Origin of the sequence: Streptomyces venezuelae (genome assembly GCF_008642295.1) — a bacterium.
Taxonomy (GTDB): Bacteria; Actinomycetota; Actinomycetes; order Streptomycetales; family Streptomycetaceae; genus Streptomyces; species Streptomyces venezuelae_C.
Genome location: NZ_CP029190.1, coordinates 2,327,710 through 2,348,849, shown reverse-complemented (window position 1 = coordinate 2,348,849; position 21,140 = coordinate 2,327,710). Strand labels below are relative to the sequence as shown.

Annotated in this window: 20 protein-coding genes and 1 riboswitch; of the genes, 13 read left to right on the top strand and 7 right to left on the bottom strand. The window is 71.1% G+C overall.

The window, feature by feature from the left end; translation table 11 throughout:
- Positions 1-14: 14 nt before the first annotated feature.
- From DEJ50_RS10175 to gcvT, 5 genes are all read right to left on the bottom strand, one after another.
- A complete protein-coding gene (locus DEJ50_RS10175) occupies positions 15-422 on the bottom strand; it encodes an SsgA family sporulation/cell division regulator (RefSeq protein WP_150207237.1) in 408 nt (135 codons plus the stop codon).
- A 144-nt stretch (positions 423-566) separates the two neighbouring features.
- On the bottom strand, positions 567-1,949 hold the full coding sequence (locus DEJ50_RS10170; RefSeq protein ID WP_150207236.1) for an L-serine ammonia-lyase: 1,383 nt from the start codon (positions 1,947-1,949) through the stop codon (positions 567-569).
- 283 nt (positions 1,950-2,232) lie between these two features.
- Positions 2,233-3,489 carry a serine hydroxymethyltransferase gene (glyA, locus tag DEJ50_RS10165; protein ID WP_150207235.1) on the bottom strand — a complete coding sequence of 419 codons (1,257 nt, stop codon included), beginning with the start codon at positions 3,487-3,489 and terminating at the stop codon, positions 2,233-2,235.
- A gap of 31 nt (positions 3,490-3,520) precedes the next feature.
- A complete protein-coding gene (gene gcvH / locus DEJ50_RS10160; protein WP_150207234.1) occupies positions 3,521-3,898 on the bottom strand; it encodes a glycine cleavage system protein GcvH in 378 nt (125 codons plus the stop codon).
- 79 nt (positions 3,899-3,977) lie between these two features.
- Positions 3,978-5,093 carry a glycine cleavage system aminomethyltransferase GcvT gene (gcvT, locus tag DEJ50_RS10155; protein WP_150207233.1) on the bottom strand — a complete coding sequence of 372 codons (1,116 nt, stop codon included), beginning with the start codon at positions 5,091-5,093 and terminating at the stop codon, positions 3,978-3,980.
- A gap of 183 nt (positions 5,094-5,276) precedes the next feature.
- Positions 5,277-5,383: riboswitch (glycine riboswitch) on the bottom strand.
- Between the two features lie 177 nt (positions 5,384-5,560).
- On the opposite strand from gcvT, the gene DEJ50_RS10150 reads away from it, so the two are divergent.
- From DEJ50_RS10150 to DEJ50_RS10100, 11 genes are all read left to right on the top strand, one after another.
- On the top strand, positions 5,561-6,265 hold the full coding sequence (locus DEJ50_RS10150) for an AAA family ATPase (RefSeq protein ID WP_150207232.1): 705 nt from the start codon (positions 5,561-5,563) through the stop codon (positions 6,263-6,265).
- 97 nt (positions 6,266-6,362) lie between these two features.
- Positions 6,363-7,097: an enhanced serine sensitivity protein SseB gene (locus tag DEJ50_RS10145; RefSeq protein ID WP_150207231.1), complete on the top strand. Its 735-nt coding sequence runs from the start codon at positions 6,363-6,365 to the stop codon at positions 7,095-7,097.
- Positions 7,098-7,158: 61 nt separating this feature from the next.
- A complete protein-coding gene (locus DEJ50_RS10140; protein ID WP_150207230.1) occupies positions 7,159-7,899 on the top strand; it encodes an enhanced serine sensitivity protein SseB C-terminal domain-containing protein in 741 nt (246 codons plus the stop codon).
- 454 nt (positions 7,900-8,353) lie between these two features.
- Positions 8,354-9,349, top strand: a complete 996-nt coding sequence (locus DEJ50_RS10135) for an ABC transporter permease (RefSeq protein WP_150207229.1) — start codon at positions 8,354-8,356, stop codon at positions 9,347-9,349.
- A gap of 24 nt (positions 9,350-9,373) precedes the next feature.
- Positions 9,374-11,161, top strand: a complete 1,788-nt coding sequence (locus DEJ50_RS10130) for an ABC transporter substrate-binding protein (RefSeq protein WP_150207228.1) — start codon at positions 9,374-9,376, stop codon at positions 11,159-11,161.
- 117 nt (positions 11,162-11,278) lie between these two features.
- Positions 11,279-12,280: an ABC transporter permease gene (locus DEJ50_RS10125; protein ID WP_150207227.1), complete on the top strand. Its 1,002-nt coding sequence runs from the start codon at positions 11,279-11,281 to the stop codon at positions 12,278-12,280.
- On the top strand, positions 12,277-13,362 hold the full coding sequence (locus tag DEJ50_RS10120) for an ABC transporter ATP-binding protein (RefSeq protein ID WP_223837685.1): 1,086 nt from the start codon (positions 12,277-12,279) through the stop codon (positions 13,360-13,362). Before DEJ50_RS10125 ends, DEJ50_RS10120 begins: the two co-directional genes overlap by 4 nt.
- Positions 13,359-14,459 (top strand): ABC transporter ATP-binding protein, encoded by a 1,101-nt coding sequence (locus tag DEJ50_RS10115; RefSeq protein WP_150207226.1) that lies wholly within the window; start codon positions 13,359-13,361, stop codon positions 14,457-14,459. The genes DEJ50_RS10120 and DEJ50_RS10115 overlap by 4 nt, the downstream gene beginning before the upstream one ends.
- 450 nt (positions 14,460-14,909) lie before the next feature.
- A complete protein-coding gene (locus tag DEJ50_RS10110) occupies positions 14,910-15,569 on the top strand; it encodes a trimeric intracellular cation channel family protein (protein WP_150212035.1) in 660 nt (219 codons plus the stop codon).
- A gap of 48 nt (positions 15,570-15,617) precedes the next feature.
- On the top strand, positions 15,618-16,478 hold the full coding sequence (locus DEJ50_RS10105; RefSeq protein WP_150207225.1) for a thioesterase family protein: 861 nt from the start codon (positions 15,618-15,620) through the stop codon (positions 16,476-16,478).
- A 113-nt stretch (positions 16,479-16,591) separates the two neighbouring features.
- The gene (locus DEJ50_RS10100; RefSeq protein ID WP_150207224.1) at positions 16,592-17,755 is read left to right on the top strand and encodes a cysteine desulfurase family protein; all 1,164 of its coding nucleotides are present in this window, start codon (positions 16,592-16,594) and stop codon (positions 17,753-17,755) included.
- Here DEJ50_RS10100 and DEJ50_RS10095 read toward each other — a convergent pair.
- Positions 17,748-18,413, bottom strand: coding sequence for an N-acetylmuramoyl-L-alanine amidase (locus DEJ50_RS10095; RefSeq protein ID WP_150207223.1), 666 nt, complete (start codon positions 18,411-18,413; stop codon positions 17,748-17,750). The two genes, DEJ50_RS10100 and DEJ50_RS10095, sit on opposite strands and share 8 nt — an antisense overlap.
- 67 nt (positions 18,414-18,480) lie before the next feature.
- On the opposite strand from DEJ50_RS10095, the gene mnmA reads away from it, so the two are divergent.
- Complete coding sequence (gene mnmA / locus DEJ50_RS10090) at positions 18,481-19,611, top strand: tRNA 2-thiouridine(34) synthase MnmA (RefSeq protein ID WP_150207222.1); 1,131 nt, start codon at positions 18,481-18,483, stop codon at positions 19,609-19,611.
- A gap of 1 nt (position 19,612) precedes the next feature.
- The gene (locus DEJ50_RS10085; RefSeq protein ID WP_150207221.1) at positions 19,613-20,080 is read left to right on the top strand and encodes an NUDIX hydrolase; all 468 of its coding nucleotides are present in this window, start codon (positions 19,613-19,615) and stop codon (positions 20,078-20,080) included.
- Positions 20,081-20,134: 54 nt separating this feature from the next.
- On the opposite strand, the gene DEJ50_RS10080 is transcribed toward DEJ50_RS10085, so the two are convergent.
- The gene (locus DEJ50_RS10080) at positions 20,135-21,058 is read right to left on the bottom strand and encodes an NADP-dependent oxidoreductase (protein ID WP_150207220.1); all 924 of its coding nucleotides are present in this window, start codon (positions 21,056-21,058) and stop codon (positions 20,135-20,137) included.
- Positions 21,059-21,140 lie beyond the last annotated feature (82 nt).

The following is a 21,140-nucleotide window of genomic DNA, read 5'->3' as shown; positions in this document are numbered from 1 at the left end:
CGCCTACGGTTGCATCAGCGCCACAGCAATGTGTTCAGCTCGGCGTCCAGGTCGTAGTACCGCCCCTCCGCCCCCCGCGGCACCAGGGTGGTCATCCGGCGGCACAGCCGGCGTACGTCCTTGGCGCGGGCCGACACCACACCGTCCTGGTGCCCGTTCGAGAAGGCGAGCAGCACCCGCGGCTCGACCCCCCGCCAGGCCGGCCAGATCCGGATGTCGCCCTGGCCGGTCGCCCGGATCTGGCCGTCGAGCAGCAGATCGCGGGCGAAGACCCAGCGCGCCAGGATCATGCCGGCCCCGTGGAAGTCCAGGGACACCTCGTACGGCCGGTCGGAGCGGTACCCGAACACGCCCCGGAGCTCGATCGGGTCGGGCCCGGTCTCCAGGTGCAGCGGGATGACACAGTGTTCGGTGGTCGCCATGCGGGGGTCCCTCGGTCAGCCTCCGCCGGAGGTTCGAAAGAACGTGCACCCGCACGCTATCCCGACCGGAACCCCCCGCTCCGGGGCCGAAGGTCCCGAAGCGGTCAGGCCCTGCGACCCGAAGTTCTCAGGCCGTTGAAGCGCTCAGCACTCGATGACGTTGACCGCGAGTCCGCCGCGGGCCGTCTCCTTGTACTTGATCTTCATATCGGCGCCGGTCTCCTTCATGGTCTTGATGACCTTGTCCAGGGAGACCTTGTGGCTGCCGTCGCCGCGCATCGCCATCTTCGCCGCGGTGACGGCCTTGACCGCCGCCATGCCGTTGCGCTCGATGCACGGGATCTGGACCAGACCGCCGACCGGGTCGCAGGTCAGGCCCAGGTTGTGCTCCATGCCGATCTCGGCCGCGTTCTCCACCTGCTCCGGGCTGCCGCCGAGGACCTCGGCCAGGGCGCCCGCCGCCATCGAGCAGGCCGAGCCCACCTCGCCCTGGCAGCCGACCTCGGCGCCGGAGATCGAGGCGTTCTCCTTGAACAGCATGCCGATGGCGCCGGCCGCCAGCAGGAAGCGCACCACGCCGTCCTCGTCCGCGCCCGGGACGAAGTTCACGTAGTAGTGCAGGACGGCCGGGATGATGCCGGCGGCGCCGTTGGTCGGGGCGGTGACCACCCGGCCGCCCGCCGCGTTCTCCTCGTTCACGGCCATGGCGTAGAGGGTGATCCACTCCATGGAGAGCGCCAGCGGGTCGCCCTCGGAGCGCAGCTTGCGCGCGGTGGTGGCGGCGCGGCGCTTGACGCGCAGGCCGCCCGGCAGGATGCCCTCGCGGGACATGCCGCGCGCCACGCAGGCCTGCATGACCCGCCAGATCTCCAGCAGACCCTCGCGGATCTCCTCCTCGGTCCGCCAGGCCTTCTCGTTCTCCAGCATCAGCGAGGAGATCGACAGGCCCGTCTCGCGGGTCAGCCGCAGCATCTCGTCGCCCGAGCGGAACGGGTACCGCAGGACGGTGTCGTCGAGCTTGATCCGGTCCTCGCCGACCGCGTCCTCGTCCACCACGAAGCCGCCGCCGACCGAGTAGTACGTCTTCTCCAGCAGCGGGGCGCCGGACTCGTCGTACGCGAAGAGGGTCATGCCGTTCGCGTGGTACGGCAGCGCGCGGCGGCGGTGCAGGATCAGCTGGCTGGGCTCGTCGAAGGCGATCTCGTGGGCGCTCCCTATCTCGGCCCCGAGCAGCCGCAGCCGGCCGGTCTTGCGGATGCGCTCCACCTCGTCGTCCGCCGTCTCCACGTTCACCGAGCGCGGGGAGTGGCCCTCCAGCCCCAGCAGGACGGCCTTGGGGGTGCCGTGGCCGTGGCCGGTGGCACCGAGCGAGCCGTACAGCTCGGCGCGGACGGAGGCGGTCTGGGCGAGGACCCCGTCCTTCTTGAGCCGGTTCACGAACATGCGGGCGGCGCGCATCGGGCCGACGGTGTGCGAGCTGGACGGACCGATGCCGATCGAGAAGAGATCGAAGACGGAAATGGCCACGGTGGCGGACTCCCGGATCACCCCCGCGGTGGCGGGGAAGGAACCGTCCAGTCGCTCTCGCAGCTTAGCGGGGCGGCCGACGGAGGGGCGGACTTTGCAGGGATTGCAGGCAAAGGGCACCTCGTGGGCGCCCTTGCCCGGTTAATCAGCGTACGTCAGTTCGTGCACGGCCCGGTTACGCCGGTTTGTACGGCGGCTTGCGCGGCCTCGACGTCGAGGCCGCGGCTCCGGGGTATGGGTAAGGCCCGGCCTGTGCGGACACGGCCGGGCCCCCTTCCGCCGCTTAGAGCGACGGGTACAGCGGGTGCTTCGCGGCGAGGGCCTCGACGCGCGCCCGCAGCGCCTTCGCGTCGTAGGCCGGCTTCAGGGTCTCCGCGATGATCTCGGCGACCTCGGTGAAGTCCTCGGCGCCGAAACCGCGGGTGGCCAGGGCCGGCGTGCCGATCCGCAGACCCGAGGTGACCATCGGGGGCCGCGGGTCGTTCGGGATGGCGTTCCGGTTGACCGTGATGCCGACCTCGTGCAGGCGGTCCTCGGCCTGCTGGCCGTCCAGCTCGGAGTTCCGCAGGTCGACCAGGACCAGGTGCACGTCGGTGCCGCCGGTGAGCACGTCCACGCCCACCGCCTTCACGTCGTCCTGGACCAGGCGGGCGGCGAGGATCTTCGCGCCCTCCAGGGTGCGCTCCTGGCGCTCCTTGAACTCGGGCGAGGCCGCGACCTTGAAGGAGACAGCCTTGGCGGCGATCACGTGCTCCAGCGGACCGCCCTGCTGGCCGGGGAAGACCGCAGAGTTGATCTTCTTGGCCAGCTCCTGCGTCGACAGGATGACACCGCCGCGCGGACCGCCGAGGGTCTTGTGCGTGGTGGTGGTGACGACGTGGGCGTGCGGCACCGGGTTCGGGTGCAGGCCCGCGGCGACCAGACCGGCGAAGTGCGCCATGTCGACCATGAGGTAGGCGCCGACCTCGTCCGCGATCCGGCGGAAGGCGGCGAAGTCCAGCTGGCGCGGGTACGCGGACCAGCCGGCCACGATCAGCTGCGGCTTGGACTCCTTGGCGAGGCGCTCGACCTCGGCCATGTCCACCTGGCCGTCCTCGCCGACGTGGTAGGGCACCACGTTGTAGAGCTTGCCGGAGAAGTTGATCTTCATGCCGTGGGTCAGGTGACCGCCGTGGGCCAGGTTCAGGCCCATGATGGTGTCGCCCGGCTTCAGCAGCGCGAACATCGCCGCCGCGTTGGCCTGGGCACCCGAGTGGGGCTGCACGTTGGCGGCCTCGGCGCCGAACAGCGCCTTGATCCGGTCGATCGCGATCTGCTCGACCACGTCCACGTGCTCGCAGCCACCGTAGTAGCGGCGGCCCGGGTAGCCCTCGGCGTACTTGTTGGTCAGGACCGAGCCCTGGGCCTCCATGACGGCCACCGGAGCGAAGTTCTCCGAGGCGATCATTTCCAGGGTCGACTGCTGGCGCACGAGCTCGGCGTCGACGGCGGCGGCGACGTCCGGGTCAAGCTCGTGGAGAGGGGTGTTCAGTACAGACATCAGGTTCCCTAGGTCTCGTGCCCGGCCGGTGTCAGCCCGCGAAGTCGGTGTACTCGGCAGCGGTGAGCAGGTCGTCCGGCTCGCCCGCGATCTTGACCTTGAACAGCCAGCCGCCCTCGAAGGGGGCGCTGTTCACGAGCGACGGGTCGTCCACGACGTCCTGGTTGGCCTCGACGATCTCACCGGTCACCGGAGCGAACAGGTCGCTGACCGACTTGGTCGACTCCAGCTCGCCACAGGTCTCGCCGGCGGTGATGGTGTCGCCCACCTCGGGCAGCTGGGCGTAGACGACATCGCCGAGGGCGTTGGCCGCGAACGCCGTGATGCCGACCGTGGCGACGCCGTCCGCGTCGACCGCCGAGACCCACTCGTGTTCCTTGGTGTAACGCAGCTGCGTGGGGTTGCTCATGACCTGATTCTCCTGGATGCGGGGAGTGCTGATGAACGGTGGTCTTGCAGGGTGAGACGGGTCCCGGTGGGGGAGAGCGTCACTTCTGCCGCTTGTAGAAGGGCAGCGCGACGACCTCGTACGGCTCATGGGTACCGCGAATGTCCACGCCGACGCCGGAGGTGCCGGGCGCGGCGTGCGACGCGTCGACGTACGCCATGGCGATCGGCTTGCCCAGGGTGGGGGAGGGGGCGCCCGAGGTGATCTCACCGATGACCCGGCCTTCGGCGACCACGGGGAAGCCGGCCCGCGGGACCCGGCGGCCTTCGGCGATCAGGCCGACCAGCTTGCGCGGGGCCTTGCTCTCGGCGCGCTCGGCGGCGGCCTCCAGGGCGGCGCGGCCCACGAAGTCGCCCTCCTTCTCGAACTTCACAACCCGGCCCAGACCCGCATCGAAGGGAGTCAGGTCGGTGGTCAGCTCGTGCCCGTACAGCGGCATGCCCGCCTCCAGGCGCAGGGTGTCCCGGCAGGACAGGCCGCAGGGCACCAGGCCGGCATCCGCACCGGCCTCGGTCAGGGCCTCCCACAGCTGCACGGCGTGCTTCGGGTCGACGAACAGCTCGAAGCCGTCCTCGCCGGTGTAGCCGGTACGGGCGATCAGCGCGGGCACGCCCGCGACGGTGCCGGGCAGGCCGGCGTAGTACTTCAGCCCGTCCAGGTCGGCGTCGGTGAGCGACTTCAGGATGCCGGGGGACTCCGGGCCCTGCACGGCGATCAGCGCGTACGCGTCGCGGTCGTCGCGGACCTCGGCGTCGAAGCCGGCGGCGCGCTCGGTCAGGGCGTCGAGGACGACCTGGGCGTTGGAGGCGTTCGCGACCACCATGTACTCGGTCTCGCCGAGACGGTAGACGATCAGGTCGTCGAGGATGCCGCCGTCCTCACGGCAGATGTGGGTGTAACGGGCGCGGCCGACGCCCACCGTGGAGATGTTGCCGACCAGCGCGTAGTCGAGGACCTTGACGGCCTCCGGGCCGGTCAGGGTGATCTCGCCCATGTGGGACAGGTCGAACAGGCCGGCCCTGGTCCGTACGGCGTTGTGCTCGTCACGCTCGCTGCCGTAGCGCAGCGGCATGTCCCAGCCCGCGAAGTCGGTCATGGTGGCGCCGAGCGAGCGGTGCAGCGCATCGAGGGCGGTCAGACGGGGGGCATTGCTCATGGGTACGGCTCCCAGGTCCCAGGGCATCGACAAGACATGACGAGGACGATCCTCCCCATCTGTCATCGGAACCTGAGAGGTTCGCCGAGAGTCTCTGTCACAACGGATCCGTCACGACGGATCCGGATCTCGGCTTGCACCTTGGGTGGAGCCGCGGCAGCGCGGCTCGCTTTTCAGATCTGCCTCATCCACGCGGTACGGGGCCTGAGAGATTCAAGGGAGGTTCTTGCTCCTTCGGCGCCCGGGTCGCCGTGCGGCGACGGCTTCCGGGACTCTCCCGCGCGGATTCAAGCGGCCGGTATGCAGTTGGTGTCCAGTTGGCGCACATCATTGCATGCGACTGTCGGGAATGGGGGTCCGGGCCCGAAAGTGAGTACGGACCGGGACCGGAACCCGGACCGTACCGGAACCATGCCTGCCGGATTACCGTCTCTTTACACTCAGTGGGAAAGGGTCCGCGTGACCCGATGCGGGGGGAGGCGAACACTGTGCGGAGGCTCAACGGAGTGGACGGACTGACGGCGGTGGTGGCGGCGGTACCGGTGCAGCGGGGCCCGCTGGGCCCCGGGGCTCTGGCCGCGGCGGCGCCGGCGCCGGCGACCGTGCGCGACCTGCGCGGGCGCAGCTGCGGCCCGGCCCGGCTCGGCTTCGCCGAGGGCGACATCGTGGTGGTCTCCGGGCTCCCCGGCGGCGGCAAGAGCACGCTGATCAAGCGGGCCGTCCGGGACATCGGGATCGACTCCCAGGACGTCCGCGAGCGCTGGGAGCACCGGATGCCCGGGAGCCTGCCGTACGCCCTCTACCGCCCGCTGGTCCGGATCGCCCACTACGCAGGCCTCGCCCGCGCGCTGCGCTCGGGCCGCTCCGTGGTCGTCCACGACTGCGGCACCCAGGCCTGGGTGCGCGGCCTGCTGGCCCGGACCGCGCGGCGGCGCGGTCGCGCACTGCACCTGCTGCTGCTGGACGCGAGCCCGGCGGAGGCGCTGTCCGGGCAGGCGGCCCGGGGCCGCGGCGTCTCGGCGTACGCCTTCGCCCGGCACCGCGGGGCGGTGGCCCGGCTGCTCCGGGCGGCGGAATCCGGCCGTCTTCCGGCCGGCTGCACCTCGGCCACCCTGCTGGACCGAGCGGCGGCCACCCGGGTCACCCACATCGCCTTCGACGGCAGTCCCTAGGGGGGTCCGGTGCGGCCCGGGGCGGGCCGGAGCGCGGCCGGGGGGAGCCAGTACCCTTCGGCCCGAAGGCTGTGGGACCACAGGAAGGCGTAGGAACATGCACGGCAACGGCTGGCCCGCCAATGAGCTGGAGCAGGTGCTCGGCGCAGCCCTCGGCAACCCGCACGCCGGGGCCCGCATTCTGGAGGTGCTGGCCCGCAGCGAGCTCTGGGTGCCGTTGCCGGCCGGCGGCGGCCCGGACAGTGCCGCCCTGCGCCTTCCCACCATGGACATCGGCGGCGCCGCCTACGTCCCGGTCTACAGCTCCCATGACCAGTTCCTCGCCTGCGCCGGCCCCGCCATGGACTTCGCCGTGGTCCCCGCCGTGGAGTTCGCCCGCGGCCTGCCCCCGCAGCTGGGCGTCGCCGTGAACCCGGAGGGCGCGGTCGGCGTCCCGCTGCCCCCGCCGGCCGTCGCCGAGCTGTGCCGGGCCGGGCGGACCGAGCTCGACGGCCCCGGCACCGGCGGCCGGGTCCGGCTGTTCGAGCCGGACTGGCAGGAGGAGCCGGTGGACTTCCTGTCCGCCGCCTCGGAGGAGTTCCGCGCCACCGGCGTGGTCGCCGCCGCCCACCGCTGCCTGGCCAGCGTCGAGGGCGAGGCCCCCGAGCTGTACATCGGCGTCCGCCTGCTGGGACAGCCGGCCGAGTTCCGGGACGCTCCGATGGACGCACTGGCCCGGGCCCTGAACCGGGTCCAGCCGCCCTGGCCGGTCCACCTGATCCTGCTCGATGTCACCGACGATCCGGTGGCCGACCACATCCGCGAGCGCGTGCACCCGTTCTACCTGCCCTAGGGGCCCGTAAGCTGGTTTCATTTCCGGGCTGGACGACGGGCGGACGAAGAGGGGTACCGGGGTGAGTGCGTCAGGCACGGCCGCGGCCGGGCAGGTCGAGCACATGATGCGCCAGGTGACTCCCGGGCGCTATGACGGATACGAGACATTCCTGCACGCCCTCGGCGAGGGCCGGCTGTGGATGCTGCTCTGGCACGGGCAGCCGGGTTCCCCGGACGCCCAGTACGGCGGCATGGAGGTGGAGGGGCTCGGCTATGCGCCGTGCGTGACCTCCCCGCAGGAGTTGGCGGCCAGCGGCTGGAACCGCGGGTTCGAGGTGGTGACCGGACGGGACATCGCCCGTGCCCTCTACCCCGACCGGTGGGGGCTGTGGCTGAATCCGCACGATCCGGGGGGCGGCCTCGGCATTCCCTGGGCCGATCTGCGCCGGGTGGCCACCGGGCTGGACCGGATGCCGGCCGGGCCGCTGCGGCTGTCCGAGCCCGCGCTGGAACTCCCGCAGTTCTACGGACTGCTCACCCAGCACGCGCACCGGACCCCCGCGGTCCGCTCGCTCCGGCGCGCCTGGGTGCAGCCCGCGCTCGGCCTCCCGTACCTGGCCGTGGGGCTCGACCTGTACGATGCCTCCGCGCCCGCGCTGGAGTCGGTGCGCGAGATGATGCGGCAGTCGGTCGGGGCGGTCCCCGAGGGCGTTCCGGTCTGCACGGTCGCGCTCGCGGACGAGCACGACCCGGTCGCGATGTGGCTGCGCGCCCAGGCCCGGCCGTTCTACGACCGCGAGGCACACGTGTCCGGCTACTGAGACTCCCGTACCAGGGGCGCCCGTTCGCGTATCTCCCTGGCCGAACCTGCATCAGGCCGCATGGAACGAGAAGCGTTCCGTGCGGCCTTTGTCTTGCCCTGACCGTTCCGGTTGCTGTCCGGATTTGGCCGGTCGTTCGGCCCCAAAAAGCGCACAGGAACCGCCAGTTGGGCGCGATGTCCGCTTCCGCACCGAACGGCTGGTCTTGCTCCGCTCAGACGACAGCCAAGTCCGGATAACGGGAACCTGCCCCTCAGATCACGGTTGCGCATCCATTCATCTGCGGGTCTGGCGGCTGGTCGAGCGGCCGATGAAGACTCCCCCACCAAGAGCCGATCAGTCCTCCCAATCTCCGGCTTGTCTCCCGCATTTCGAAGCGCCACTCCGCACCAACGCCGCCACAGCGGCGGGCATGGGCCGGCCCACCCGTCGGCCGAGAGGGGTCCCCACCACGATGACGGCACCACTGCACGACACGAGCGCGGAACAAGCCCCCGCGGCCGTTGCCGTAGCCGATGTCCCTGCACAGGCCATCGAAGGCCGCTCACCGGGCCGTATCGCCTGGATGCGGCTCAAGCGCGACAAGATCGCACTGACCGGCGGCATCGTTGTGATCTTCCTGATCCTGGTGGCGGTCTTCGCGCCGCAGATCGTGAGCCTGCTGGGCCACCCGCCCAACGAGTTCCACGAGGATCTGCTCGACCCGGAACTCGGCACGCCGGTCGGCTCGTTCGGCGGCATGAGTTCGGACTTCCTGCTGGGTGTCGAGCCCACCAACGGGCGCGACATCTTCAGCCGGATCGTCTACGGCGCGCGCATCTCGCTGACCGTGGCCTTCCTGGCGGCCTTTGTCTCCGTGATCATCGGCAGCCTGCTGGGCGCCCTCGCGGGCTTCCTCGGCGGCTGGGTGGACGCGCTGATCAGCCGCCTGATGGACCTGCTGCTGGCCTTCCCGCAGCTGCTCTTCACCATCGCCCTGGTCTCGGTGGTCCCGAACTCCGTCTGGGGCTTCGAGGGCACCGGCGTCCGGATGGGCGTCCTCGTGATCGTCATCGGCTTCTTCGGCTGGCCGTACATCGGACGCATCGTCCGCGGCCAGACGATCTCGATGCGCGAGCGCGAGTACGTGGAGGCCGCACGCAGCCTCGGCGCCGGCCGCGGGTACATCCTGATCAAGGAACTGCTGCCCAACCTGGTCGCTCCGATCCTGGTCTACGCGACCCTGATCATCCCGACCAACATCCTGACGGAGGCGGCGCTCAGCTTCCTCGGCGCCGGCGTCAAACCGCCCACGGCGTCCTGGGGAAAGATGCTGTCCGACGCCGTCCCCATCTACCAGGACGCACCGATGTTCATGGTCGTCCCCGGTCTCGCGATCTTCATCACTGTCCTGGCGTTCAACCTCTTCGGGGACGGGCTGCGTGACGCACTCGACCCCAAGGGCAGCTGAACCGCTTCAACGATTCACCCACTCATGGAGGTTGGACACATCGTGATCCGCAGAAAGCAGGCTCTCGCGATCACCGCGGTGATCGCCGCCCTCTCCCTGACCGCCGCGTGCGGCGGAAACGGCGATGACGACAAGGACGGCGGCAAGGGGGGCACCGCCAGCGGTGCCGGGTTCGACGCCGCCACCAAGGGGTTCGTCAACGTCTCGGACAAGAAGGGCGGGGAGCTCAAGCTCTGGTCGCCCCAGGACGTCGACTACCTCGACCCGGCGCGTGCCTACTACGGCTTCGTGTGGAACATGCAGCGCCTGTACGTCCGCCAGCTGCTCGCGTACGACGCGAAGCCGGGCAAGGACGGCACCAAGCTGGTCCCGGACCTCGCCGAGGCGCTCCCCGAGATCAGCAACGAGGGCAAGACCTACACGTTCAAGCTCAAGGACGGGGTGAAGTTCGAGGACGGTTCGCCGATCACCTCGAAGGACATCAAGTACGGCATCGAGCGGACGTTCGCGCAGGACGTGCTCTCCGGTGGCCCGACCTACCTCATGGACCTGCTCGACCAGGGCCAGAAGTACCCCGGCCCGTACAAGGACACGGACCCGAACAAGATGGGTCTGAAGTCGGTCCAGACGCCGGACGACAAGACCATCGTCTTCAACCTGGCCTCCGCGAACTCGGACTTCAGCTACCTGATGGCCATGCCGACCTCCTCGCCGGTCCCGGCGGGCAAGGACACGGGCGCCACGTACACCAACAAGCCGGTGTCCACCGGTCCGTACAAGGTCGAGGGCTTCACCGCGAACAAGGGCGCCACCTTCGTCCGCAACGAGCACTGGGACCCGAAGACCGACACGATCCGCAAGGGTCTGCCGGACAAGGTCACCTTCACGGTGACCACCAACGCCGAGGACATGGACCAGCGCCTGCTCAACGGCGACATCGACCTCGCCGTCGACGGCACCGGCCTGCTCCAGGCCGCGAAGAACAAGGTGCTCAAGGACGACAACCTCAAGAAGAACGCGGACAACCCGTTCACGGGCTACATCCGCTACATGGTCTTCCCGCAGACCGTGGCGCCGTTCGACAACATCGAGTGCCGCAAGGCCGTCATCTACGCGGCCGACCCGAAGTCCCTGCAGACCGCCCGTGGCGGCCCGACCAGCGGTGACCTCGGCGCGAACATGCTGCCGCCCGGCATCCCCGGCTCCGACAAGGCCTACGACCCGTACGGCCTGACCGCCGGCAAGCCGCAGGAGGACAAGGCCAAGGCCGCCCTCCAGGCCTGTGGCAAGCCGAACGGCTTCGAGACCACCATCGCGGTCCGCAACAACCGCGCCGCCGAGATCAAGACGGCCGAGTCCCTCCAGGCCGCTCTGGCCAAGGTCGGCATCACCGCCAAGATCGACCAGTACGACGGCAAGCTCACCTCCTCCACGATCGGCTCGCCCGAGAACGTGAAGAAGAAGAACTACGGCATCATCGTCATGGGCTGGGGCGCCGACTACAACTCCGGCGCGGGCTTCCTGCAGCCGCTGGTGGACGGCACGTTCATCAAGGAGAACGGCAACAACAACTACTCCATGATCAACGACCCGGAGATCAACAAGCTGTTCGACGACGCTGCTGCCGCCAAGACCCCGGAAGAGGCCGCGCCGTTCTACACGCAGATCAACAAGAAGACCATGGAGAAGGCCCTCTACCTGCCCATCAACTTCGACAAGGCCTTCGTCTACCACAACCCGCGGCTGACGAACGTCTACTTCAACGACTCCATGGGCAAGATCGACCTCGCCACGGTGGGCGTCATCAAGTAACTGTCAGGCACGTGCCTTCACCGCACATGCGCTAGTCCGAAGGGCAGGTGAAGGCCGCAGGCGGCGGCTGTCGTCCCCACGAGGGGCGACAGCCGCCGGCCCTGGCGGCCGACTGCAGTGCTCGTCTACCTCATCCGGCGGCTGTTCAACGTCGTCTCCACGCTGCTGGTGGTCTCCGTGGTCACCTTCGGCATCTTCTTCGCGGTGCCGAAGATCACCGGGTCCGATCCCGCGCTGATGTACGCCGGCCGCGAGACCAATGAGACCGCCCTGGCGGGCATCCGCGCGAAGATGGGCTTCGACAAGCCGATCTCCGAGCAGTACCTGCTCTTTCTCAAGGGCATCGTGGCCGGCCGTGACTACGACAACGGCGTGGACACGACCCACTGCCCGGCCCCGTGCTTCGGCTACTCCTTCAAGAGCGAGACACCCGTCTGGGACACGCTGATCGACCGTCTGCCGGTGACCGTCTCGCTGGCCCTCGGCGCGGCCGTGATCTGGGTCATCGCGGGTGTCCTGACCGGTGTGGTCTCGGCACTCAAACGCCGCACCATGGTCGACCGCGCGGTGATGGTCGGTGCCCTGGCCGGCGTATCGCTGCCGATCTTCTTCACCGGCCTGCTCGCCCCGGCGATCCTGGTCTACGGCCTCGGCTGGCTGGACGCCTCCAACTACAAACCTCTCACCGAGGATCCGGGGGCCTGGCTGAACAGCATGATCCTGCCCTGGATCACGCTGGCCTTCCTCTTCGCCGCCACCTACGCCCGCATCACCCGCGCCACCATGCTCGAGGTGATGGGCGAGGACTACATCCGCACCGCACGCGCCAAGGGCCTGACCGAGCGGGTGGTCATCCGCAAGCACGCCCTGCGCTCCACCCTCACCCCGCTGGTCACCATGTTCGGCCTGGACTTCGGAGGTCTGCTCGGCGGCGCCGTCCTCACCGAGACCACCTTCAACTTCCAGGGCCTGGGCACGGCGGCCGTCGGCGCGATCAGGGACGGCGACCTGCCCGTGATCATGGGCGTGACCCTGCTCGCGGCGCTGTTCGTCGTGATGGCGAACCTGATCGTGGACATGCTGTACGCCGTCATCGACCCGCGCGTGAGGCTGACGTGACCGAGAACCACACCCCCCTGGTCCCCGAGCAGTCGGGGCCCCGTTCCGATGCATTCCTCTCGGTCCGCGACCTCAAGGTGCACTTCCCCACCGACGACGGCCTGGTCAAGTCCGTCGACGGGCTCTCCTTCGACCTGGAGCGCGGCAAGACCCTCGGCATCGTGGGCGAGTCCGGCTCCGGCAAGTCGGTGACCTCGCTCGCTGTCATGGGCCTGCACCGCACCGGGCACTCCCGCTCCCGGCCCGCCATCCAGGGCGAGGTCTGGCTGGACGGCGAGGAGCTGCTGCGCGCCGACGCCGACGAGGTGCGGCGGCTGCGGGGCCGCAAGATGGCCATGGTCTTCCAGGACCCGCTGAGCGCCATGCACCCGTACTACACGGTCGGGCACCAGATCATCGAGGCGTACCGGACGCACCACGACGTCGACAAGAAGACCGCGAAGAAGCGCGCGGTCGAGATGCTCGACCGCGTCGGCATCCCCGAGCCGGGCAAGCGCGTCGACGCCTACCCGCACGAGTTCTCCGGCGGTATGCGCCAGCGCGCGATGATCGCGATGGCCCTGGTCAACAACCCCGAGCTGCTCATCGCGGACGAGCCGACCACCGCCCTGGACGTCACCGTCCAGGCGCAGATCCTGGACCTGATCCGCGATCTGCAGAAGGAGTTCGGCTCCGCCGTCATCATGATCACGCACGATCTCGGCGTGGTCGCCGAGATGGCCGACGACATCCTGGTGATGTACGGCGGCCGGTGCGTGGAGCGCGGCACCGCCGAGAAGGTCTTCTACGAGCCCCGGCACCCGTACACCTGGGGCCTGCTCGGCTCGATGCCGCGTATCGACCGGGACCAGACCGAGCGCCTCATCCCGGTCAAGGGCTCCCCGCCCAGTCTGATCAACATCCCCAGCGGCTGCGCCTTCCACCCGCGCTGCCCGTACGCCGACCTGCCCAAGGACAACCTCACCCGGACCGTCCGTCCGGAGCTGGTGACCGCCGACGGTGAACGGCACTGGTCCGCCTGCCACATGTCGCAGGAGGAGCGGACCCGGATCTGGACCGAAGAGATTGCGCCGAAGCTGTGACCGACAACGAAAAGGCCTCCGCGCCCACGCTCCCCGCCCAGGCCGCAGCCTCAGCCACCGCCCCGGCCTCCGCGGAACCCCTGCTCAAGGTGACCGGCCTGGTCAAGCACTTCCCCATCCACAAGGGGCTGATGCGCCGCCAGACCGGCGCCGTCAAGGCGGTCGACGGCATCGACTTCGACGTGCGCCGCGGTGAAACCCTCGGCGTGGTCGGCGAGTCCGGCTGCGGCAAGTCGACCATGGGCCGGCTGATCACCCGGCTGCTGGAACCCACCAGCGGCACGGTGGAGTTCGAGGGGCGGGACATCACCCACCTCGGCGTGGCCGGGATGAGGCCGCTGCGCCGCGACGTACAGATGATCTTCCAGGACCCGTACGGCTCGCTGAACCCGCGCCATACGGTCGGCGCGATCGTCTCCGCCCCGTTCAAGCTCCAGAAGGTCACGCCGGAGGGTGGGATCAAGGCGGAGGTGCAGCGGCTGCTGTCGCTGGTGGGCCTCAACCCCGAGCACTACAACCGCTACCCGCACGAGTTCTCGGGCGGTCAGCGCCAGCGCATCGGCATCGCCCGGGCGCTGGCCCTGAAGCCGAAGCTGGTGGTGGCGGACGAGCCGGTTTCCGCGCTGGACGTCTCGATCCAGGCGCAGGTGGTCAACCTGCTGGACGACCTCCAGGACGAGCTCGGCCTCACGTACGTGATCATCGCGCACGACCTGTCGGTCATCCGGCACGTCTCGGACCGGATCGCGGTGATGTACCTCGGCAAGATCGTCGAGCTGACCGACCGCAAGGCGCTGTACGAGTCGCCGATGCACCCGTACACGAAGGCGCTGCTGTCGGCGGTGCCGGTGCCGGACCCGCGCAGGCGCGGGGCGAAGAGCGGCCGGATCCTCCTCAAGGGAGACGTCCCGTCCCCGATCGCTCCGCCGAGCGGCTGCCGGTTCCACACGCGGTGCTGGAAGGCGACGCAGATGTGTGCCACGCAGGAGCCGCCGCTGGTGGCTCTGAAGCCGGGCCACCAGGTCGCCTGCCACCACCCGGAAAACGGCCCGGACCAGTCCCCCTCGGACCCGCCGCTTGCGGGGCCGTCGGCGTAGGGGGTACCCGGCAGATCATGGCCGGCCCTGGCCCGGCTGCCCCCGGCCCGGGGCCGGTGCCGTTCCTGAGCCGGAGGCCGGGCCCGGCCCGGACGCGCCGGGGCCGTCCGTCCCTGAGTCGGAAGGCCGGGGCCTGCCTCGGGCGGGCCTGGGCCGGGCCCGCCCAGGGCCGGAGGGCCGGGGCCGCCCGTGGGGCCAGGGGGCGGAGCCCCGGGGGTCGGGGGGCGGAGCCCCCGGAAAGCGGGTGCCGGGCGGAGCCCGAGCACCCCGGCGGGGCCCGGGGCCGCAGGCCCCGGTTTCGGGGAGGGGCGGGGTGGGGGAAAGCCCCGCGCAGCGGCCCGCCCGGCTGCGGCCGGGGCGTGGGGCGGAGCCCCGGGGGAGGGGCCGCCCGGGCGCGGGCCCCGAGGGTCGCCCGGCCCGCCGCCAGGCGGCCTGCACAATGGGCCGGTGTTGTTCCACGATCTCTTCCCGCCCGGCGTCCAGCACGCCCTGGACCTCGCGGGCATCTTCGTCTTCGCCACCGCCGGCGCGCTCCTCGCCGTCCGCAAGAACTTCGACGTCTTCGGCATCGCCGTCCTCGCCCTGGTCACCGCCCTCGGCGGTGGCCTCTTCCGGGACCTGGTCATCGGCGCGGTGCCGCCCGCCGCCTTCGGGGAGCTCAGCTTCTTCGTCACCCCCCTGATCGCCGCCGGCATCGTCTTCTTCCTGCACCCCGAGGTGCAGCGCATCAACCGGGCCATCAACGTCTTCGACGCGGCCGGCCTCGGCCTGTTCTGTGTGACCGGCACGACCAAGGCCTATGAGTACGGCCTCGGACTCACCGCCTCCGCCGCGCTCGGCGTGGCCACCGCCGTCGGCGGCGGCGTACTGCGGGACGTCCTGGTCAACGAGGTCCCCTCGCTGCTCCGGGACCGCGAGATGTATGCCGTGCCCGCCCTGGTGGGGGCGACCATGGTCGCCCTCTGCATCGCCTTCGAGATGCTCAACGCCGTCACCAGCGGTATCGCCGTGGTCACCACCTTCCTGCTGCGCCTGCTGGCGATGCGCTACCACTGGCGCGCCCCGCTCGCCTGGAACCGCCGTTCCTCCGTCAAGGAGGAGAACCCCTGAGCGAAAGAAAAGCTACCGCTTAGTAGCCTGCCGGTGTACGGTCGATCCATGTCACACGCAGCAGCGGCCCAGGCATCCATCGGCGACAGCGAATTCGACCGCGACACCACCGTCACGCCCCGCGCGGGCGAGCCCGGGGTGTACGACGCGGAGCTCTCCGCCGGCTGGACGATCATCACCGCGGTCAACGGCGGCTACCTGCTGGCCCTGGTCGGCCGGGCCCTGTCCGCCGCCCTGCCGCACCCGGACCCGTTCACCGTCTCCGCGCACTACCTGAGCGCCTCCGCCCCCGGCCCTGCGGTGATCCGTACCGAGGTCGTCCGGGCCGGCCGCACCCTTTCCACCGGCCAGGCCTCCCTCCTCCAGTACGACCCCGAGACCGGCGCCGAGGTCGAGCGCATCCGGGTCCTCGCCTCCTACGGCGACCTCGACTCCCTGCCCGACGACGTCCGCACCACCGCCGTGCCCCCGGTGATCCCCGCGTACGAGGACTGCCTCGGCCCCGAGGCCGGACCCGCCCCGATCCCCGGCAGTTCGGCCATCGTCGACCGGCTCCGGCTCCGGCTGGACCCGGCCACCGCAGGCTGGGCCGTCGGCGCCCCCTCCGGCAAGGGCGAGATGCGGGCCTGGTTCGAACTCGCCGACGGCCGCGACGCCGACCCGATGTCCCTGCTGCTCGCCGTGGACGCGCTGCCGCCCACCTCCTTCGACCTCGGACTGCTCGGCTGGACCCCGACGGTGGAACTCACCACCCATGTCCGCCGCCGTCCCGCCCCCGGCCCGCTCCGCATCTCGATCACCACCCGCAACCTCGCGGGGGGCTTCCTGGAGGAGGACGCCGAGGTCTGGGACACCGCGGGTCACCTGGTCGCCCAGTCCCGCCAACTGGCCCGCGCCCCGCGCACCTGAGCCCGGGCCGTACGGCGTCCGCCCCCGGCGTCCGCCCCGGCGGGCGCCGGCGGGTGCCGGAAACCACCGGCCGCGTTCCGGGCCGCCGGGGCCGACCGTAGAATCGGGGGATCATGGCCTACCTCGACCACGCCGCGACCACCCCCATGCTGCCGGAGGCAGCCGCCGCGATGACCGCGCAGTTCGGCATCACGGGCAACGCCTCCGCCCTGCACGCCGCCGGCCGCCGGGCCCGCCGCACCGTCGAAGAGGGCCGGGAGGCCCTCGCCGAGGCGCTCGGAGCCCGGCCCAGCGAGGTGGTCTTCACCGCCGGCGGCACCGAGGCCGACAACCTCGCCGTCAAGGGCCTGTACTGGGCCCGCCGGGACGCGGACCCGGCCCGGACCCGGGTGCTCGCCAGCCCCGTCGAGCACCACGCCGTACTCGACGCCGTGCACTGGCTCGCCGAGCACGAGGGCGCCACCGTCGACTACCTGCCCGTGGACCGCTACGGGCGGGTCGCGCCCGAGGGCTTCCGCGCCGCGATCGAGCGCAGCCCCGGCGATGTCGCCCTCGCCACCGTCATGTGGGCCAACAACGAGATCGGCACCGTCCAGCCCGTCTCCGAACTCGCCGCCATCGCCCGCGAGTTCGAGATCCCGCTGCACTCCGACGCGGTCCAGGCCGTGGGCCAGCTCGACGTCCGCTTCGGGGTATCCGGTCTCGCCGCCATGACCGTCAGCAGCCACAAGATCGGCGGACCGTACGGCATCGGCGCGCTGTTGCTCGGCCGCGACCAGACCCCCGTCCCCGTCCTGCACGGCGGCGGCCAGGAGCGGCACGTCCGCTCCGGCACCCTCGACGTCCCCGCCATCGCCGCCTTCGCGGTCGCCGCCACCCTCGCCGCCGAGCGCCGAGAGGCCTTCGCCCGCGAGATCGGCGCCCTGCGCGACGAACTGATCACCGCCGTCCTGGCGGCCGTCCCCGACGCCGTCCTCGGCGGTGACCCGCAGGACCGGCTCCCCGCCAACGCGCACTTCAGCTTCCCCGGCTGTGAGGGCGACTCCCTGCTCCTGCTGCTCGACGCCCAGGGCATCGCCTGCTCGACCGGATCGGCCTGCACCGCGGGCATCGCGCAGCCCAGCCACGTCCTGCTCGCCACCGGCACCGACCCCGACCTGGCCCGCGGCACCCTCCGCTTCTCCCTGGGCCACACCTCCACCAAGGAGGACGTGGCCGCACTGGCCGCCGCCATCGGCCCGGCCGTGGAGCGCGCCCGTACCGCCGGCCTCAGCTAGCCGCCGGCTGCTGCGCAAGCCGCTCCCGGACCAGCTTGAGGTACCGGTCCCAGTCCCAGTGCGGGCCCGGATCGGTGTGGTCGGCACCCGGCACCTCGGAGTGGCCCAGTATGTGCTCCCGGTCGACGGGTATCCCGTACCTCCGGCAGATCGCCGCGGCCAGCTGCGCCGAGGCCTCGTACATCGCCGGGGTGAAGTCCTTGGGGCGGTCCACGAACCCCACGTGCTCGATCCCCACACTGCGCTCGTTCATCGAGCGGTTGCCCGCGTGGAACGCCACGTCCAGCTCGCGGACCATCTGCTCGATATGGCCGTCCCCGCGCACGATGTAGTGGGCGGACGCCTTGTGCCAGGGGTTCTTGAAGGCGTCCACCGAGGACGCGAAACCGCCCTGGGTGACATGCACGACGATCCGGTCCACCCGGTAGTCGTCGGGCCGGTCGGCCAGCCGCCAGTTCGCCGGAGAGGCGGCCGTCCACCGCGCCCCCGGGTGGTCCAGCTCGCCCTCCTTGCGCGGTTTGGAAACCCCTGGCAGCAGCCAGTACCCGCGCTCGATCTCTTCCCGGCCCGCCACCGCACCCGCCGTGACCAGGCCGAGCCCCGCCAGCAGCACCGCCCGCCGGGTCTTCTTCGGCTTCTTCGGCTTCATGCCGGTCATAGGCCACCCCCCATCACGGAACAACGCGCTGGACCTCCGCGCGGTTCCCCGTACCCTGGAAGGCGCTATGACTGAGACCCTGCCGCGCACCTCCCGCCCCCTTCGCGTCCTGGCCGCCATGTCCGGCGGCGTGGACTCCGCCGTCGCCGCCGCCCGCGCGGTCGAAGCCGGGCACGACGTGACCGGCGTCCACCTCGCGCTCTCCGCGAACCCGCAGTCCTTCCGCACCGGCGCCCGCGGCTGCTGCACGATCGAGGACTCCCGGGACGCCCGCCGCGCCGCGGACGTCATCGGCATCCCCTTCTACTGCTGGGACCTCGCCGAGCGCTTCCGCGAGGACGTGGTGGAGGACTTCATCGCCGAGTACGAGGCGGGCCGCACCCCGAACCCCTGTCTGCGCTGCAACGAGAAGATCAAGTTCGCGGCACTGCTGGACAAGGCCCTCGCGCTCGGCTTCGACGCGGTCTGCACCGGCCACTACGCCACGGTCGTGGAGCGGGAGGACGGCTCCCGCGAGCTGCACCGCGCCAGCGACATGGCCAAGGACCAGTCCTACGTCCTGGGCGTCCTGGACGAGAAGCAGCTGGCCCACGCGCTCTTCCCGCTCGGCGACACCGTCACCACCAAGGACGAGATCCGCGCGGAGGCGGAGCGCCGGGGCCTGGCGGTGGCGAAGAAGCCGGACAGCCACGACATCTGCTTCATCGCCGACGGCGACACCCAGGGCTTCCTGGCGAAGCGGCTGGGCAAGGCGGAGGGCGACATCGTCGACGAGTCCGGCGCGAAGATCGGCACGCACGACGGCGCCTTCGGCTTCACCATCGGCCAGCGCAAGGGCCTGCGGATCGGCCACCCGGCGGCCGACGGCAAGCCGCGCTATGTGCTGGACATCTCCCCGGTGAACAACACGGTCACGGTCGGCCCGGCGGCGTCCCTGGACGTCACCGCCCTCACCGCGATCCGCCCCCGCTGGTGCGGCAACCCGCCGGCCGGCCCGGCGACGTACACGGCGCAGCTGCGCGCCCACGGCGGCGAGACGGAGGTCTTCGCCGAGCCGGTGGACGGCGAGCTCCGCGTCACCTTCACCGAACCGGTCCGCGGGGTCGCCCCCGGCCAGGCGATCGTCCTCTACGACGGCACCCGCGTGGTCGGCTCCGCCACGATCGCCTCGACCACCCGCGCCACGGCGCTGCTCTAGCGTGCAGGCCGCCGCCCCGGAGCCGGTCCCGGCACCGGGCGAGCTGTGGACGGTCGGCGCGGTCATCCTCGGCGAGGACGGCCGCGCCTTCGCCCAGCGCCGCAGCCCGGACCGGCGGCTGTTCCCCGGTTGCTGGGACATCGTCGGCGGGCATGTCGAGCCGGGCGAGTCCCTGCGGGACGCGCTGGCGCGCGAGATCCGCGAGGAAACCGGCTGGCGGCTCCGCCGGGTCCGCCGGTTCCTCGGCGTCACCACCTGGACCGGCGACGACGGCGCCGGCCCGCGCCACGAGGCGGACTACCTCGTCGAGGTCGACGGCGACCTGACCCGGCCGGCCCTGGAGTGGTCGAAGCACACGGCCTACGACTGGTTCGGCCCCACGGACCTTCCCCGCCTGAAGGAAAACGTCCTCCCGTCCCAGACCCTGATCCACGACCTGATCGCGGGCGTCCTCGAAGCGCCGCGCTGAGGCCGCGGGGCCCCCTTCCTGCGGCCGGTGGCCCGCGGCCGGTCACGCCGCCGCTCAGGCCACGGTCAAGACGATCTTGCCCGTGGTGCGGCCCTGTTCGCCGAGTTCGTGTGCCTTGGCCGCCTGCGCCAGCGGCAGCACCGTGTCCACCGCCGGCCGCAGCCTGCCCTCCTCCACCAGCGCCGCGATCGCGTTCAGGCCCGCCAGGTCCGGCTCGACCAGCATCCAGCCCGTCCGGTGGTCCCCGCCGCCGACAGGCACGTCGTCCGGCCCGTTCAGGGTGATCAGCCGGCCGCCGGGGCGCAGCACCTTCAGGGAGCGCGCCCCGTAGTCGCCGCCGATCGCGTCGATCACCACGTCCACCTCGGCGACCGCGTCCTCGAAGTCCGTGCTCCGGTAGTCGATCACCTCGTCGGCCCCGATCGAGCGCAGGAACCCGTGCTTGGGCGCGCTGGCCGTACCGATCACATACGCGCCGAGCGCCTTGGCGATCTGGACCGCGAAGTGCCCCACGCCGCCCGCCGCGGCATGCACCAGCACCCGCTGGCCCGGCCGCACCTCCGCCGTGTCCGCCAGGGCCTGCCAGGCGGTCAGCGCCGCCAGCGGCAGGGCGGCGGCCTCCACATGGGTCAGGGAGGCCGGCTTACGGGCGAAGTGCCGCGCGGTCGCAGTCACGTACTCCGCGTAACCGCCCGCCTGCCGCGGGAAGCTCGGCATGCCGAAGACCTCGTCGCCCTCCCGGTACAGGGTCACACCGGGGCCGACCGCCTCGACCACCCCCGACACGTCCCAGCCGACCATCGGAACCGGCCCCCACGGGATCAGCGCCCCGCTGGCCCGCGTCTTCCAGTCCACCGGGTTCACCCCGGCCGCGTGCACCCGGACCAGGATCTCTCCCATGGCCGGCTCGAGCCGCTCCAGCTCGGTTTCGGTCAGTACCCCGGGCCCGCCCCACTGGCTGACGACGACGGCGCGCATGGTGTTTCTCCTCAGGTCGGTGCTGCTGATGGCACCAGCTTCGGCGGCGGAGCCGCCCCGCAGTGTTGGCCGGACGGCCAGC